Genomic DNA, 14,423 nt, shown 5'->3' on the forward strand with positions numbered 1-14,423 from the left:
TGCGGGTCGCGGACTGCGGGTCGCGGTCTGCGAGCCGCGGGTCCGGCTTACGCGAGGTCGTAGATGCGGTCGACGACTTCCTCGGCGAACTCGGAGGTGGCGAGCTTCTCGCCGCCCTCGATCTGCCGTTCGAGGTCGTAGGTGACGCGGCCGGAGGAAATCTGCTGTTCGACGGCGTCGCGGACGAGGTCCGCGGCGTCGTTCCAGCCGAGGTAGTCGAGCATTTCGCGGCCCGAGAGAATCATCGCGGTCGGGTTCACCTTGTCCTCGCCGGCGTACTTCGGCGCGGAGCCGTGTACCGGTTCGGCGAGCGCCTTCCCGTCGCCGTAGTTGATGCCGGGCGCGATGCCGAGCCCGCCGATCTGGGCGCCGGCCGCGTCGGACAGGTAGTCGCCGTTCAGGTTCATCGTCGCGATGACGGAGTAGTCCGACGTCCGGGTGAGCAGCTGCTGGAGCATGTTGTCGGCGATGCGGTCTTTCACGACGACCGTGCCGTCGGGCTGCTCGCCGTCGTACTCGTCCCACAGTTCGTCCTCGGTGATGACGTCTTCGCCGTACTCCTCTTCGGCGACCTCGTAGCCCCAGTCGCGGAACGCGCCCTCGGTGAACTTCATGATGTTCCCCTTGTGGACGAGCGTCACCGAGTCGCGGCCGTTGTCGACGGCGTAGTCGATGGCCTGCCGGATGAGGCGCTTCGAGCCGAACTCCGTGATGGGCTTGACGCCGATGCCGACCGGGCCGTCGTGGATGACGTCGTCTTCGCCCATCTCGTCTTCGACGAACTCCTTGACCTGCTGGACCTCGTCGGTTCCGGCCTCCCACTCGATGCCGGCGTAGACGTCCTCGGTGTTCTCGCGGAACGTCACCATGTCCATCTCGCCGGGGTTCTTCACCGGCGACGGGACGCCGTCGAGGTGGTACGTCGGCCGGACGTTCGCGTACAGGTCGAGCGTCTTCCGGAGCGCGACGTTGAGCGACCGGAAGCCGGCGCCGACCGGCGTCGTCAGCGGGCCCTTGATGGCGACGCGGTGCTCTCGGATGGCGTCGACCGTCTCCTCGGGGAGGTTCTCGTCGTACTTCTCGCGGGCGGATTCGCCGGCGAACACCCGCATCCACGCGATGGAGCGGCCGGTCGCGTCGGCGGCGGCGTCCAGTACCTTCTGGGCGGCCGGCCCGACGTCGGTCCCGATTCCGTCCCCGTGAATGATGGGGATGATGGGGTTGTCCGGGACGGACAGCTCGCCGGTTTCCTCGTCGGCGACCGAAATCTTCTCCCCGTCGGCGGGGAGCTCGGCGATGTCGTAGCTCATAGACGTGCGTGCAGATTCCGAAGCGCCCGTAAAATGCCTGCCGTTCTCCGTCTCCGAGGCGGATTCCGCGGCGTTCCGGATGGTACCACCGGATGGCGGCGTCGACGCCGGCGGCGCCGCCCGGCGATTTCGGACGCGGTCGGGTCGCCCGCCGCGGACACCGCGCGCTGCGCCCACCGCGCCGCGCAGCATCGCACGGCAGCGCGCGGCACCGCGCGCCGCGCCGCGTCGCTCACCGATTCCCGGACGCTTTTCTCGTCCACCGGCGGTAGTCGTGGTATGCGCGTCATCTGCCACGGCGGCGCCGGCGGCGCCCCGGACGAACCGAAGCCCCGACAGGCGGTGCTGGACGACGCCGCCTCGACCGGCGCAGCGGAGTCGGACGCCGTCGACGCGGCCGTCTCGGCCGTCGAGGTGCTGGAGGAGTCACCGCGGTTCAACGCCGGCGTCGGCGGCGCGGTGCAGTCGGACGGCGTCGTCCGCACGGACGCCGGCCTGATGACCAGCGACCGGGACGCCGGCGCCGTCGCGTCGATGACCGGCGTCGCCAACGCCGCCGCGGCCGCGCGGGTCGTCATGGCGGAGACGCCGCACGTCCTCGTCGTCGCCGACCACGCCGAGGCGCTCGCCGCCGACTACGGCGTCGACACGGACCGCGACCTGCTCACCGACGAGAGCCGCGAACGGTTCGCGGACGAGGAGCCGCCGGACGGCGGCCCCGCCGACCACCTCGCGTGGCTCCGCGAGCGATTCGGCGGCCACGACACCGTCGGCGCCGTCGCGTACGACCCGGACGCCGACGAGTACGCCGCCTGCACGTCCACCGGCGGCCGCTTCTTCGCGCTCGCCGGCCGCGTCGGCGACGTCCCGCAGATCGGCTCGGGGTTCTTCGCCGCGCCCGCCGGCGGCGCCTCCGCGACCGGCGCCGGCGAGGACATCGCGAAAGCCACGCTCAGCCGGCGCGCCGTCCGCCACCTCGAAGCCGGACTCGACGCGCAGGCCGCCGCGGACCGCGCGCTCGACGAGTTCGGCGAGCTCACCGGCTCGGACGCCGGCGTCATCGTGCTCGGCGACGGCGACGCGGGCAGCGCGTACAACACCGACGGGATGCAGACGAGCGTCGCGACGTCCCGCTGACGAGCGGCGGAAGCGGAAGAAGGAGCCGGGTCAGGCGCCGGAGACCGCGAACAGAATCGCGTTGTGGACGCCGGGTCCGAGTCCGACGGCGGTGACGCCGGCGAGCAGCAGGTACCCCTCGGTCGGTTCGTCCTCGACGACCGGCGCGACCGCAGCGACGACCGCGGCGGCGACGACGAGTTTCACGGCGACGAACAGCCACCCGGCGCCGAGCGCCTCGGCCGTCGGGAGGCCGGCGGCGAACTCGATGATGAGCCGTGACAGCGGCGTGCGTTCGCCGTAGCCGAGCAGGTCGACGCCGACGGCCGTCGTGACGCCGTCCACCGCGTGCGCCGTGACCGCGAGCGCGCCGACCGCGCCCGTCGCGGCCGACTCGGCGTGGACGCGGAACAGCACCGCGGCGGCGACGACGCCGAGCACCGCGCCGCCGACGACGCCGAGCAGCGGGAGCCACGGCGTGAGTGTCCCGTGCGTCGCGCCGTACGCGATCGCGCGCGCGACGACGCCGCCGGCGGCGACGACGCCGACTGCGCCGAGGAGCCGGGCGGCCGCCTCGGCCGAGGTCGTCGAGCGAAGCGCCGCAAGCCACGTCGCGCCGGCGACCGCTGCGGTCGTCAGGTACGCGGACGGCGTCCCGAACAGCGGCGCCGCCGACGCGGGCAGCGCGCCGAGGACGTACAGGGCGTGTCCGGCGGCGCCCGCGACCATCCACGGAACCACCGCGAGCACCTGCGCCGCGCCGAACGCGGGCCGACGCTCACGGAGCGCGTACCCGACGCCGGCGAGCGAAACCGCGAGCGCGACCAGGTAGGGCAGCGGCGGCAGCCCGAACCCTTCGGGGAGAATCGCCATGTGTCGGTCGCTCGCGCGGCGCCGTGAAAGCGTTGCGGTGCGCGGCGCGGCCGCGGCTCCCCCCGAAGTCGCCACGTCCGCTCGCGAGGAATCGTCAGTCGCCGCCGTCCGGCCTCGCGTCCGGTTCGGCGTTCGCGCTGGAGCCCTCGCCCCCGGCCGCGTCGCGGTCGCTCGCCACCTCGGGGATGTTCGGGTCGCGGTTCGGGTTCCGGCCGAGCGCCGCGCCGCGGAGGCCGCGGTCGTCGAGCTGCTCGTCGAGGACGTTGTCGAGGCGGTTTACGTTCGTCGTCGTCATGTCGTACTGGTCGAGCAGCCGCCGGAACGTCTCGTCGGACTTCATCGAAAGCTCCCGGTACCGGTCGTACAGCTCCGTCATCCGGTCGGCGTCGAGTCCGGCGACGTACTCGTCGTCGTGGAGGCCGAGGTAGCGCCGGCGCTCCTCGGCGACGACGTGGTTGACGACGACGAGCGCGACCTTCTCGATGGCGCGCTGGCTCCCGAACGCCGTCAGGTCGAGGCCGTCCATGACGCCGAGGACGCGGTCGCGCTGCCACGGCGTGAGGTCGAGCGTGTCGCAGATGGCCTGCGTGATGCGGAGCCGGTCGAGCCGGTGTGCGCGCTCGGCGTGCCCCTCGGTCGCCGGGTGGCGCTCCTCGTGAAGCCGACGGACTCGCTCGGAAACGTCGGCGTCGCCGCCGCGGGGCCGGCCGATGCGCGTCGCACTCGGCGTGACGACGTCCCAGCGGCGGAGCGTCGTGTCCCGCCGGGCCTCCGCGCGGCCGAGCGACCCCGCGCCCGGCCGGCGGTCGACGCGGCGCTCGGCGGCCCCGGCGTCGTCGGCGTCGACCCAGCCGACGCCGGCGCCGTCCGCGGCTGTCGCCGAGGCGTTCGCGGACGCCGCTGCGTCGCCGTCAGTCACGTCCCGTGGCTGGGTCGGCCTGACTGATGAACCTCACGCTCACCGCGTCGGCTCGGCAGCGGACGCCGCGCTTGAGCGGAAGGAACCCGGAGCGGGCGGTCACGGAGCGGTCACGCGGGGAGTCGGCCGGCGCGCCGCAGGCCGCCGAGCACGACGACGAGCGCGAGGACGACGACGGCGCCGGTCGCGTAGATGACGTCGTAGGCGACGCCGGCGTCGTGGAGCACGCCGACGGCGGAGGAGCCGCCGGCCTGCACGAACATCATGCCGGCCGAGTAGACGGCGTAGGCTGACGCGCGCGTCTCGTCGGGCAGCGTGTCCAGCAGGTACGTGTCCATCGCGGGGAACAGCGAGTGGATGACGTAGCCGAGCACCGCGGAGACGACGACGACCTGGACGACGCCGGAGGCGGCGACGAGCGCGGCGAGCGACGCGGCGAAGGCGGCGAGGATGGCGAGCATGTACGGGACGTGCGGGAACCGGTCCGCGAGCCGGCCGGAGATGAGGAACGCCGGGACGCCGGCGGCGAAGATGACCGTGAGGAGGTTCCGCGCCACCGTCGGGTCGAGGTCCTTCCCGGCTTCGGCGGCGACGTACAGCTCGTAGAAGTTGAAGACGCCCTGCCAGACGAACCCCGTGATGCCGAGGATAACGACGCCGGTGGCGATGGTGGGCCACTCCCGGCGCGCGGCGCCGAACAGGTCGCGGTCGCTTCCGCCGGCATCGGGCAGGTCGGTCGACCGGGCCGCGAGGAACACGAGCAGCGTCACTGTCGCGGCGGCGACGGCGATGGCGACGAAGACGGCGCGCCAGCCGCTGACCAGTCGTAGCTGGAGCGTCAGCGTGACCGTGACGAACGGCGCGGCGACCACGGCTGCGAGCTGGCTCGCGGTGCCGTGGACGCCGACGATGCGGCCGACGCGGTTCGGGAACAGTTCGGAGACGAGCGGGTTCCCGGAGACGAAGTAGGCGCCGGAGGCGAGCCCCATGCCGACCGCGGCGACCATCAGCATCGCGACGGAGGTCGCGCTCGCCGCGAACGCCGCCGCCAGCGTCAGGACGGCGCCGGAGCCCAAGACGACGTGGTGACGCGGCACCTTCGTGAGGAGCCAGCCGACCGGGAGCCGCGGCACCGCGCTGCCGACCCAGACGAGCGTGACGAGGATGCCGGCGGTCCCCTCCGTGATGGTGAACACGCTGATGAACTCCGACAGCAACGGCGCGAACACGACCCTCGCCATGTTGACGAGGAAGACGGCGCCGCAGAGCGTGCCGAACAGGCGGCTGCGAGACACAGCCGGCGGTTCGGAGCGCGCCGAGTCAAACGTTCCGGCTCGCCGCCGCCGCGACCCGTCCGCCGGACGACCGCGGGGCCGAGCCGGCGCCGTCGCCTGCAACGCCGTCTTTTTCCCGGTGCCCGACAGACGTGTCCCCATGAAGTCGACGCGAAAGGGGCTGCGCGACGGCGACCTGGAGAAGGACAACTACGAGCGGCTCGTCTGCGCCGACTGCGGAAAGTCCCTGAAGACCGAGAACCCGCCGGACGAAGTGTACACGATTCGCCGCTGCCCCGAGTGCGGCGCCGAGTACAAGGAGCTTCGCTGACCGACGAACGAACAGACCGCACCGCCCGGTCCCCGCGCCGCGTCACAGCCTCGACCGCTTCTCTCTGACACCCGTCCCGCAGTACCGGCTCCACTCAACGCAGACGCCAGTCGTCAGGCGCGGCTTCGGGTCGCTACTCGAACACGTCGTCGAACGCGCCGGCGCCGAGCGGGTCGAAGGTGCCGGCGGCGACGTTTTCGCGGACGTGCTCGACGCTGCTGGCTCCGACGAGCGCGGCGGTGACGGCGGGCGCGGAGCGCGCGAAGTTGATGGCGCGCTGGGCCGTCGTGTCGCCGGACAGTTCGGCTTCGACGTCCCGCGGCAGCGACGCGGCGAGTTCGCCCTGCCCGAGCGCGGCGGCGGCGAACACGGAGAGGCCTTCGCGGTGGCAGAACTCCAGCGCCGACACCGTCTCGTCGCCGTGGCTGTGCGCGTCGACCGTGAACGCGTCCGCCATCGCGACGTTGAACGGCAGCTGCACGGCGGCGAGGCCGTGGTCGTCGACGCCGACGGCGTCCGCGGCGGCCGCCGCGCGGTCGAGGACGACGCCGAGGTCGAGGTGGCTGTCGTCGCCCGGCGGGACGCGGAACGCCGACCAGGTGGCGACGCCGTACCGGCCGACGTCGCCGGCGGCGCGGCGGCGCTCCAGCGTCTCGAAGGCGGCCTGTAGCTGGTCGTACACGTCGGCTCGGCTGCGCGCTTCGAGCTGCGTCTCGGGGTTGTGGACGTAGTACAGGTCGACTGCGTCGACGCCGATGCGGTCGAGCGACCGGTCGAGCATCCCGTCCACGTAGCCCGGCGCGATGCAGTGGCTGCCGCGCGCGAGCGCCGCCGGGTCGACGACGCCGGTGTCGATGAACTCCCGGCGGACGTACGCGGCGGGGTCCTCGGGGCGGTCGCCGTCGAACGGCAGGAAGCCGGCTTTCGACGCGACGACGACGGAGTCGCGCGCCGCGTCGCTCTCGCGGAGCGCCTCGCCGACGACGCGCTCGCTCCGGCCGCAGCGGTAGTTGCTGGCGGTGTCGACGAGGTTCACGCCGCTGTCGAGCGCGAGCCGAACCGCGTCGCGGTAGTCGTCGTCGACGGCGGCGGTCGGGTCGCCGAGGTACGTGCCGACGCCGACGCTGGAGACGACGCCCGGCCCGAACCGACGGAAGTACGTCCGGCCGAACCGGCCGCCGAAGCGGTCGCGGTACCCCCACGTGCCGCGCGAAGTCGCCATGGTCGGTGTCGGCGCCGTCCGCTCAAAAAGGGCGTGCTCCGTGGCCTGTGCCCGCCGGCCGCGCTACACTTCCCCCGACATCGCCTCGAACAGGCGGTCGACGAGGTCGTCGCCGCGGGGCGCGGTGACCTCGGCCGTGCCGTCGGCCTGCACCGACGGCGGGATCTGGCCGCCGCCCATCCGCGCGTGGCCGCCGGCGGACGCCGACGGGATGTCGTCGACGGCGGCGCCGAGCGCGCGGCCCATGTGGACGCGGTCGTCGCGCGACCGCCCCGACAGGTGGATGGTGCCGTCCTTGTCGCCGAGCACGACGACCGCGGTGACGCCTTCCAGCCCGACGAGTTCGTCTGCGGCCTGCGGAATCGCGTCCGCGCTGGAGACGGCGCCGACGTCGCTGACCGCGAACGACCCGCGGAGCTCTCGGCCGGCGATGGCGCGCGCTTTCACCTCCAGCGTCTCCGTGCTCACCTCCGGGTCCGCGATGCGTTCGAGGCGGTCCTCGTCGACGCCGCCGTGGAGGTAGCCCGCGGCGGCGAAGTCGGCGGCGGAAGCGCCGCGCGTCAGCCGGTTCGTGTCCGAGAGAATCCCGTACAGCAGCCCGGTGGCGACCCGCGTCGGGAGCGCCAGCCCGGACACCTCCGTGTCGTGCGCCTCCGGCGGCACCGGGGTCGCGCCGACCTCCTCGAAGTACTCGGCGACGATGCTGGCGCAGGCGCCGTAGTCGGTGCGGACGTCCGTGAACAGTTCGCCGCTCCCCTCGCCGGGGTGGTGGTCGACGACGGCGAACGGGAGCACGCCGTCGGCGCCGGCGAAGCCGCGCGGCTCGTTGTGGTCGACCAGCACGACCGACTCCGCGGCGAGTTCGGAGACGTGGTCGATTCGGTCCAGGTTGACGTCCAGTACGGTTCGGAACGCCCGGTTCTCCTGGCGCCGAATCTGCCCGGCGAACTGGACGGTCGCGTCGGTGTCGACGGACGCGGCGAGTTCGGCGACGCCGAGCCCGCTCGCCATCGCGTCGGCGTCCGGGTTCGGGTGGAGCAGCACCGAGACGGCGTCCTGCTCGGCGAGCGCGTCCCGGAGCCGTTCGCCGTGCGTCCGGCCGAGCCGGCGGACCAGCAGCGCCGCGACCACCAGGGCGACGACGCCGACGCCGACGGCCGCCGCGAGTTCGGGGTTCGCGGCGAGTCGGTCGGCGAGTCGCTGGAGAGCCCCGCCCCCGAGTTGCAGCATGTCCGAGGCGAGAACCCCCCGGCACAAGAAAGTAACAGACGGTTTATTCCGCGGACTGCGCCGGGTCGACTCCGACGAGTCGCCGACGGCTCCGCGGTGCCCGGCGGCGATGACGCGCCGCGCTCCGGCTCCTCGGCCGCCGCGGGCTCCGCCGCCCGGTCACTCGCCGCTGTAGGCGTCGACCGCCGCGCGGTAGCCCTCGCGGAACGTCGGGTACGCGAACTCGTAGCCGAGCGCGCGGAGCCGGTCGTTGCTGCAGCGTTTGCTGGTCAGAACCCGGCGTTCTGCGGCCGCCGAGAGACCGGCGTCGTCGAGTCGCTCCGCCTTCGTCTGCTTGTCCGGGCGAGCCACGCCGCACTCGTCGGCGAGCCAGTCCGCGAACGACCACTTGTCGACCGGCTCGTCGTCGACGACGAGCACCGTCTCGCCGCGCGCGACGTCCTCGGTGAGCAGGAAGCGCACCGAGCCGGCGGCGTCGTCGCGGTGCACCATGTTCAGGTAGCCGGCGGTGACCGGGCCGTCCAGGTAGCGATGCAGCCGGTACCGGTCGGGGCCGTACAGCCCCGCGAACCGCGCGACGGTCCCGTCGATGCCGTGGTCGGCGGCGACGTCCGTGGCGACCCGTTCGGCCTCGGCGAGCACCGCGGTCTTCTCCGTCGTCGGGTCGAGCGGCGTCTCCTCGTCGACCCAGTCGCCGCCGTGGTCGCCGTACACGCCGGTGCTCGACGTGTACACGAGCCTGTCGGGCACGTCGTCGCGGCCGCCGTACTCCCAGATGACGTTCCGGAGCCCCTCGACGTACACACGCTTCGCCGCGTCGGCGCCGCGGCCGCCGGAACTCGCCGCGAACACGACGGCGTCGGCGTCCGGGAGCGCCGCGAGCGACTCCGGGTCGGTCGCGTCAGCGCGGACCGCGGAGACGGAGCCGTCTGCGGACGCCTCGTCCGCGTCGCGCACCGCGGCGAGCCCGTCGTCCGAGCGCCGGACGCCGGTCACGTCGTGGCCGGCGGCGGCGAGCTGCCTGGCGAGCGCTACGCCGACGTAGCCGCAGCCGACGACGACGACACGCATCAGCGGTCGGCGCGCTCTGCGATGAGCGCCTGTATCGCCGCCAGTTCACCCAGCGTCAGCCGCGTGCGGCCTTCGAGCGCCTGCTGTACCTCCTGACCGGTGAGGTCCGGGTCGATGTTCGCGGCGATGGTGTCCACGTCGAGGATCGCCGTCACCATCTCCATCATCAGGTGGTCGCGGACCTCGTACGCGAGGTCCTCCGCCGGCACGCCCTCCGACGCCGACAGCACCGCGGCGGCGTCTGCGAGCCGCACATCCGATACGTCGCCGGCGGCGATGGCGTCGACCACGGCGTCGTCGACGCCGGTCTCGGCGACGAGCGTCTCCGCGCCGTGTTCGTCGACGACCGCGCCGAGCCGGTCGGCGTACGCGGACAGCAACTCCGCCGGCGTCGACCCAGCAGGGTCGGACACTGCCTCGTGAAGCATACCTCTACTCGCCGGTGCGCGCGGAAAACCGTTGCTCCTCGCGCCGTCCGTCCGTTCACCCGCCCCCGTTGCTGTCCGCTGGACAGGCGGCCGTCGCCGTCGGCGACGGACAGGGCCAGCCGGCGGACCGCTCGTCGGCGTTGCCGTCGACGTCGCCGACGCCGCTCTTCCCGGCGGGGACGACGACGAACACCGCGGTTCGAGTCCGGAACGAGACGCGCTCGGCGCGTCCGAGTCGTTCCGCGTCGCCGTCGCCGTCGACGTCGAGCGCGGCGACCGAGCCGTCCCGGACGTATCGGGCGCCGGCACCCGAGCCGAGCGGGCCGCCGGTGGACGCGGTGACGCTGAACCGCGGATAGACGCCGCGAACCTCGACGTCCCACACGTTCACGGTCGCGTACCAGTACCCCGGGATCGGCGCGACCGGCAGCCCGGCGAGCACACCGGCGAACGTCTCGTTGACGTAGCGCTCTCTCACCGCCGCCACGCCCCGCTCGCCAGCCTTCCTGACGGCGGCGGCGACCAGCGCGTGTCTGACCGATCGGGTTTCGGTGACTGTCGCGTTCGTCATTCCGCGCGGGACCGCGACTCGGCGACTCGTCACTTCGTCCGCGACGGCGACCCGGAGAGCGACGGCGAGCCGGTCCGACTCGACGCCGGAAAGAGCCTCATCCTCGGCGGCCGCGGCCGCAACGACGTTCGCGTACGAGCCGTTCGTCGCGGCGACGGCGCGGACGCCGACGGCGGGCCACCGGTGCTTCGTCGCCTCGACGGCCGTCCGCCGCTCCGCCCGGGTGAGTTGCGTGCGACGGCGAAGCACCGCGTCCGCCCGGTCGTCGACGTCTCGCATCGACTCCGTGACGGCGACGAGGAGCGCGTCGCGGTGCCGGCGGAGCGTCCGGTTCGGCGCCGCGGCGAGCGTCCGGTTCGCCGACCGCAGCGCGCGGGCGCCGACGCGGAACCGCGCCGTCCGGCGAGCCGGAAACACCGCCGACGCGACGGCGTCCGAAGCGTCCCCCGTCGGCAGCGTGAACACGTTCGTGTTGCGCGCGGCGAGCGGGTGGACGCTCGTTCCGGGCGTGACGCTGGATGCCTGTGCCGCGTCGACCGCGGTGAGCGTCAGATAGCCCGGGTCGCCGTGCGGCGTCAAGACGACCGGTCGGTCGAGCCACCGGCCCGCCGGCCGGGGAGCCGGCGCAGTCGCGTCGGCCGCGGTGCGGCTGAGCGCGGCGAGTCTGCCCGCCGCGTCGACGTCGACACCGGCGTCGCGCAGCACTGACCGAAAGGCCCCGTTTCGGTCGGCGGCGGTCGCGCTCCGCTGGTCGAGGGCTTCGACGACGGCGTCGAGATAGGCGGCCCGTGCGGCGACGCGGGCCCGGTCCGCTGCCCCGTCGTACGTCGCGGGCGCGTCCAGTAGTTCGGTGCGGCGAGCGCGGAGGGCCGCGGCGAGTTCGGCGGCGGCGTTCGCACGGCCGGCTGCGAGCTCCGACCGCGACACGGTCGTCGTCACGGCTCGGACCCGGTCGCGAAGCCGCGTTACGTCACGGTACACCCAGTCGCGGAGGCTGGCGGGCCGACTCCCCTGAACCGTCGCGGTCGTCGTGCTGGCACCTCGGCGGGTCGCTCGCTTCGCGAGCCGGTCGACCGCCGCGCTACTCGGCGCGAACCGGTCTCTGGCGCGGCGCTCGACGTCAGCGAGGTTCGGTCCGTCGAACGCGCCGCCGGCACGGAACACGGGCGACGTCGTTCGGGATGGCCCGGGAACCGACGGCCGATACGTGCCTCGAACCGTGACGCGGACTCGGTGCCGGTCGGTCCAGTCTCCGCGGGTGGTTCTCGTCGCGGAGCCGTTGCTCCACGTTCTGACCACCACGTGGTCGACGACGACGGACCGGTCGGCGGCCAGAAACGACGCCGGGTCGGAGGCGTCGCTCGCGGCGTCGCGGTCGACCACCGCGGCCGAGCGGTGGCGCTGTTCGCCGACGAGCGTCCAGTTCGCTCCCGGACCGTCGGGAGTCGGACGTACGCCGCGGGTGGCGCTGACGACCCGGACGCGACGCGTCACCTCGGCCCGGTAGGACGCCGCCAACACCTCGTCGAACCGGTCTTCGAGCAGGGTCACGAACGCGGTGTCGGCGGTGCGGTTCACGCCGACGGTGAACGAGTCCGGCGCGGAAGCCCGGTCGGCGGACCCGTTCACGGAGGCGAACCGGGCTCCGACGCCCGAATCCGGTTGCCGTGCGGCGTCGCTCACGCTGAGGACCGTGTCCGTCCAGCCCGCTTGCCGGGTCCGCGATGCCGCGAGGAGGTCCGTCGCGCCGACGCGCGCGGTCGCTCGGAGCAGCGCGGCACGGCCGTCGGGGTCCGCCCGCCCGAACGCGGCTCGCTGTGCGCGGAGCGCCGCGGCGTTCGTCGACAGTTCGACGTGGCGGTTCGAGAGGACGTTCTCGACCGGGGCGCCGCCCCACTGCGCGAGGCCGCGCGCCTCGGCGACAGCAGTGAGTCGCCAGGTGAGCGCCCGACCCAATCCCGGACGGAACGGGTCCGCGTTCAGCCGCCGCTCGTACCGCTGTACCCGCTGATGCATCGCCAGCACCGGGACGCCGACAGTGACGGTGTACGTCTCCCGGTCAGTCGCGACGACGCGGCCGTTCCGATGCGCGGTCAGGCTGACGTTCCGCACCGTGACGCGAAGCCCGGTCCCGTTGTTCACGCCGTCGACGGAGACTCGTTCGATGGCAATCCGGGCGTCGGCGGGGCCTTCGGGTCGCGGAAGCGACGCGGTGACGTCGACGCCCCCGGTACGCACCGACACCTGTTCGAGCGCGTCCGCGGCACGGACGGCAATTCGGAGACGGAGCGCGTCCCGGAACGGCTGTTCGGGGTCGAGTGCCGCACCAACCGCGGTCTCGGACGGATCGGTCACCGGCGTTCGGGCGGCGGCGCGGGCCGCCCGCGCGGCGGCGACTCTGAGCGCGGGCCTGACAGCCGACTCCGCGCGGTCCACGGCGTCGTCGACCGACCGGTCCTCCGTCACCGGCCCGGCGACGGCGAGCGTGTGGCCGTAGGTGACGCTGCCGAGCAACAGCACGACGCCGACGAGCGCGAACGGGACGCGTCCCCGGCGGTCGGAGCCGAGGGTCACGCGGACCACGTCCTGACGACGATGACGACGCGGCGGTCGCTGACGGCCGTCGTTTCCGCGCCGCCGCGTTCCCCGCCGGCTCTCCCGGCTGTTGGGACGGTGAACCGGGCGGCGTGAACCGCCCCGATGGGCGGCGGGTCCGCGCCGACGACGATGCCCGGTGTCGGCGTCGCCGCGGCTCCGCCGGGGACCGGCTCCCGAATGAGAATCTGCGTTCGCGCGCCGACCGCCTCGGCGACCGCGCCGCGGACTGCACGCCGGAACCCGGCTCGTTCATCGACCCGATTTCCGTTCGCGGTGAACGCCGACCGCGCTGCGGCCGCCGCAAGGAGTTCAGCGAGCGTTCCGTGGGCTGTTCGATTCGAACCAGTCAGTCCGTCACCGCTCGCTGTCTGCCTGCTGCCGCCGCTATCCGGCTGGTATTTCACGGTGGCTGTGCTCGCTGCGAGCAGTTGGACGGTGGCCCCTACCCGGCTGTCCGCACCGGCAGCCACGGGCCCTGTCGCTGCGCCGGCGTCGGCGCCGACGAGAGTGACCGCGGCCGCGCTCACGAGGAGGAGACAGAGCGAAACGTCGACCGCAGTGCTCGTCACGACCACACCTCCACGCGGAGCGTCCCGGGGTCGACGCGGCCCGGAGCGACGCCGACGGAAACCGTTCGCTCGGCCGTTTCGGCGCCGGGCGGAGCCGCCGGACCGACGCGCCAGACGCGGTCTGCGGCTCGGAGCGTGACGCGAACGCGAGCGTCGACCTGAATCGCCTCCGTCGCTGTGTCGAGCGCGTCCGGGCCGACGACGCCGCCGTCCGCGAGCCGCTCGTAGAGCCTGGCGAGCGTCGGTGTCGCTCGGTCCCGCTGCGTCGACGGTGCCGTGTCGGCGAGGACGACGGCGTACGCGCTCACTCCAAGCACGACGGCGAGCGTCGCACCGAGCGCCACGGTCGGTTCTGCGACCGCGCGGGCGTCACTCGACATGGACGAGCGTCACCTCCGTGTCGCCCCAGGCGACGTGCGCGACGAACAGCGTCGCCGTCGGTCCTCCGGCCGACGCTGAACTCCAGGAGACCGCGTCGGCAGCGCGGTCACCGGTTCGGGCCGTTCGAACCGCATCTGCGAACGCCGCGGAGGAGCCGAACGCGGCGGACGGGGGTTCACCGCGTGCGACCGAGACGAGTTGGTCGTGGCTTACGGCGGCGACGACCGAGTCGAACGCGAACGGTGCGTGCGCCACGCCGGCGTCAGACCGCAGCACGACGCCGCGCGGCCCGACCGTGGCCCGGTCGGCTGCGAGCCGAACCTCCGCGGCGGCCGGTGGCTCCGCGGCGGCGACGCGGTCGACGACGTTCGCTGCGGCCGTCGCATCCGGCGGCGGCGCAGTCGGAAGACCGAACGCGGTGCCGAGCGCGGCCGTCGCGACCGCGGCGACGCCGAGCCACGCGTACAGCGAGTCGACGGGTGTGTCGAGCATACCCCGCGGTGGCCTCGTTCCCGTATTTGAATCTACGC

14 protein-coding genes are annotated in these 14,423 nt (G+C 73.5%); 2 read left to right on the top strand and 12 right to left on the bottom strand.

The window, feature by feature from the left end:
• Nucleotides 1–47: 47 nt before the first annotated feature.
• The gene (gene icd, locus ACQUST_RS10725; RefSeq protein ID WP_435128080.1) at nucleotides 48–1,310 is read right to left on the bottom strand and encodes an isocitrate dehydrogenase (NADP(+)); all 1,263 of its coding nucleotides are present in this window, start codon (nucleotides 1,308–1,310) and stop codon (nucleotides 48–50) included.
• A 279-nt stretch (nucleotides 1,311–1,589) separates the two neighbouring features.
• On the opposite strand from icd, the gene ACQUST_RS10730 reads away from it, so the two are divergent.
• Nucleotides 1,590–2,447 (top strand): isoaspartyl peptidase/L-asparaginase, encoded by an 858-nt coding sequence (locus ACQUST_RS10730; RefSeq protein WP_435128081.1) that lies wholly within the window; start codon nucleotides 1,590–1,592, stop codon nucleotides 2,445–2,447.
• Between the two features lie 30 nt (nucleotides 2,448–2,477).
• On the opposite strand, the gene ACQUST_RS10735 is transcribed toward ACQUST_RS10730, so the two are convergent.
• From ACQUST_RS10735 to ACQUST_RS10745, 3 genes are all read right to left on the bottom strand, one after another.
• Nucleotides 2,478–3,299: a DUF63 family protein gene (locus tag ACQUST_RS10735; RefSeq protein ID WP_435128083.1), complete on the bottom strand. Its 822-nt coding sequence runs from the start codon at nucleotides 3,297–3,299 to the stop codon at nucleotides 2,478–2,480.
• A gap of 94 nt (nucleotides 3,300–3,393) precedes the next feature.
• Nucleotides 3,394–4,218: a DNA-directed RNA polymerase subunit epsilon gene (locus ACQUST_RS10740; protein ID WP_435128085.1), complete on the bottom strand. Its 825-nt coding sequence runs from the start codon at nucleotides 4,216–4,218 to the stop codon at nucleotides 3,394–3,396.
• A 110-nt stretch (nucleotides 4,219–4,328) separates the two neighbouring features.
• Complete coding sequence (locus tag ACQUST_RS10745) at nucleotides 4,329–5,513, bottom strand: MFS transporter (protein ID WP_435128087.1); 1,185 nt, start codon at nucleotides 5,511–5,513, stop codon at nucleotides 4,329–4,331.
• 139 nt (nucleotides 5,514–5,652) lie between these two features.
• On the opposite strand from ACQUST_RS10745, the gene ACQUST_RS10750 reads away from it, so the two are divergent.
• Entirely contained in the window at nucleotides 5,653–5,823 is a 171-nt protein-coding gene (locus tag ACQUST_RS10750) for an HVO_0758 family zinc finger protein (RefSeq protein ID WP_435128089.1), read from the top strand.
• Nucleotides 5,824–5,956: 133 nt separating this feature from the next.
• Here ACQUST_RS10750 and ACQUST_RS10755 read toward each other — a convergent pair whose 3' ends face one another.
• From ACQUST_RS10755 to ACQUST_RS10790, 8 genes are all read right to left on the bottom strand, one after another.
• Entirely contained in the window at nucleotides 5,957–7,045 is a 1,089-nt protein-coding gene (locus ACQUST_RS10755; protein WP_435128091.1) for an aldo/keto reductase, read from the bottom strand.
• Between the two features lie 63 nt (nucleotides 7,046–7,108).
• On the bottom strand, nucleotides 7,109–8,275 hold the full coding sequence (locus ACQUST_RS10760; RefSeq protein WP_435128093.1) for a DHH family phosphoesterase: 1,167 nt from the start codon (nucleotides 8,273–8,275) through the stop codon (nucleotides 7,109–7,111).
• A gap of 159 nt (nucleotides 8,276–8,434) precedes the next feature.
• A complete protein-coding gene (locus ACQUST_RS10765; RefSeq protein ID WP_435128095.1) occupies nucleotides 8,435–9,346 on the bottom strand; it encodes an NAD-dependent epimerase/dehydratase family protein in 912 nt (303 codons plus the stop codon).
• A complete protein-coding gene (locus ACQUST_RS10770) occupies nucleotides 9,346–9,774 on the bottom strand; it encodes a DUF5791 family protein (protein ID WP_435128097.1) in 429 nt (142 codons plus the stop codon). The genes ACQUST_RS10765 and ACQUST_RS10770 overlap by 1 nt, the downstream gene beginning before the upstream one ends.
• 55 nt (nucleotides 9,775–9,829) lie before the next feature.
• Nucleotides 9,830–12,919, bottom strand: coding sequence for a DUF7286 family protein (locus tag ACQUST_RS10775; RefSeq protein WP_435128099.1), 3,090 nt, complete (start codon nucleotides 12,917–12,919; stop codon nucleotides 9,830–9,832).
• Nucleotides 12,916–13,512 carry a DUF7284 family protein gene (locus ACQUST_RS10780; RefSeq protein WP_435128101.1) on the bottom strand — a complete coding sequence of 199 codons (597 nt, stop codon included), beginning with the start codon at nucleotides 13,510–13,512 and terminating at the stop codon, nucleotides 12,916–12,918. Before ACQUST_RS10780 ends, ACQUST_RS10775 begins: the two co-directional genes overlap by 4 nt.
• Nucleotides 13,509–13,892, bottom strand: coding sequence for a DUF7285 family protein (locus ACQUST_RS10785; RefSeq protein ID WP_435128103.1), 384 nt, complete (start codon nucleotides 13,890–13,892; stop codon nucleotides 13,509–13,511). The genes ACQUST_RS10780 and ACQUST_RS10785 overlap by 4 nt, the downstream gene beginning before the upstream one ends.
• A complete protein-coding gene (locus ACQUST_RS10790; RefSeq protein ID WP_435128104.1) occupies nucleotides 13,882–14,385 on the bottom strand; it encodes a DUF7283 family protein in 504 nt (167 codons plus the stop codon). Before ACQUST_RS10790 ends, ACQUST_RS10785 begins: the two co-directional genes overlap by 11 nt.
• Nucleotides 14,386–14,423: the final 38 nt, after the last annotated feature.

The sequence above is a fragment of the Halobaculum sp. D14 genome (assembly GCF_051195135.1).
Lineage (GTDB): Archaea > Halobacteriota > Halobacteria > Halobacteriales > Haloferacaceae > JBNTKA01.

What these genes read in the sequence shown, in the direction of transcription:
- icd (WP_435128080.1), bottom strand. Translation starts at nt 1,310, where the DNA reads ATGAGCTACGACATCGCCGAGCTCCCCGCCGACGGGGAGAAGATTTCG.
- ACQUST_RS10730 (WP_435128081.1), top strand. Translation starts at nt 1,590, where the DNA reads ATGCGCGTCATCTGCCACGGCGGCGCCGGCGGCGCCCCGGACGAACCG.
- ACQUST_RS10735 (WP_435128083.1), bottom strand. Translation starts at nt 3,299, where the DNA reads ATGGCGATTCTCCCCGAAGGGTTCGGGCTGCCGCCGCTGCCCTACCTG.
- ACQUST_RS10750 (WP_435128089.1), top strand. Translation starts at nt 5,653, where the DNA reads ATGAAGTCGACGCGAAAGGGGCTGCGCGACGGCGACCTGGAGAAGGAC.
- ACQUST_RS10755 (WP_435128091.1), bottom strand. Translation starts at nt 7,045, where the DNA reads ATGGCGACTTCGCGCGGCACGTGGGGGTACCGCGACCGCTTCGGCGGC.
- ACQUST_RS10760 (WP_435128093.1), bottom strand. Translation starts at nt 8,275, where the DNA reads ATGCTGCAACTCGGGGGCGGGGCTCTCCAGCGACTCGCCGACCGACTC.
- ACQUST_RS10765 (WP_435128095.1), bottom strand. Translation starts at nt 9,346, where the DNA reads ATGCGTGTCGTCGTCGTCGGCTGCGGCTACGTCGGCGTAGCGCTCGCC.
- ACQUST_RS10770 (WP_435128097.1), bottom strand. Translation starts at nt 9,774, where the DNA reads ATGCTTCACGAGGCAGTGTCCGACCCTGCTGGGTCGACGCCGGCGGAG.
- ACQUST_RS10785 (WP_435128103.1), bottom strand. Translation starts at nt 13,892, where the DNA reads ATGTCGAGTGACGCCCGCGCGGTCGCAGAACCGACCGTGGCGCTCGGT.
- ACQUST_RS10790 (WP_435128104.1), bottom strand. Translation starts at nt 14,385, where the DNA reads ATGCTCGACACACCCGTCGACTCGCTGTACGCGTGGCTCGGCGTCGCC.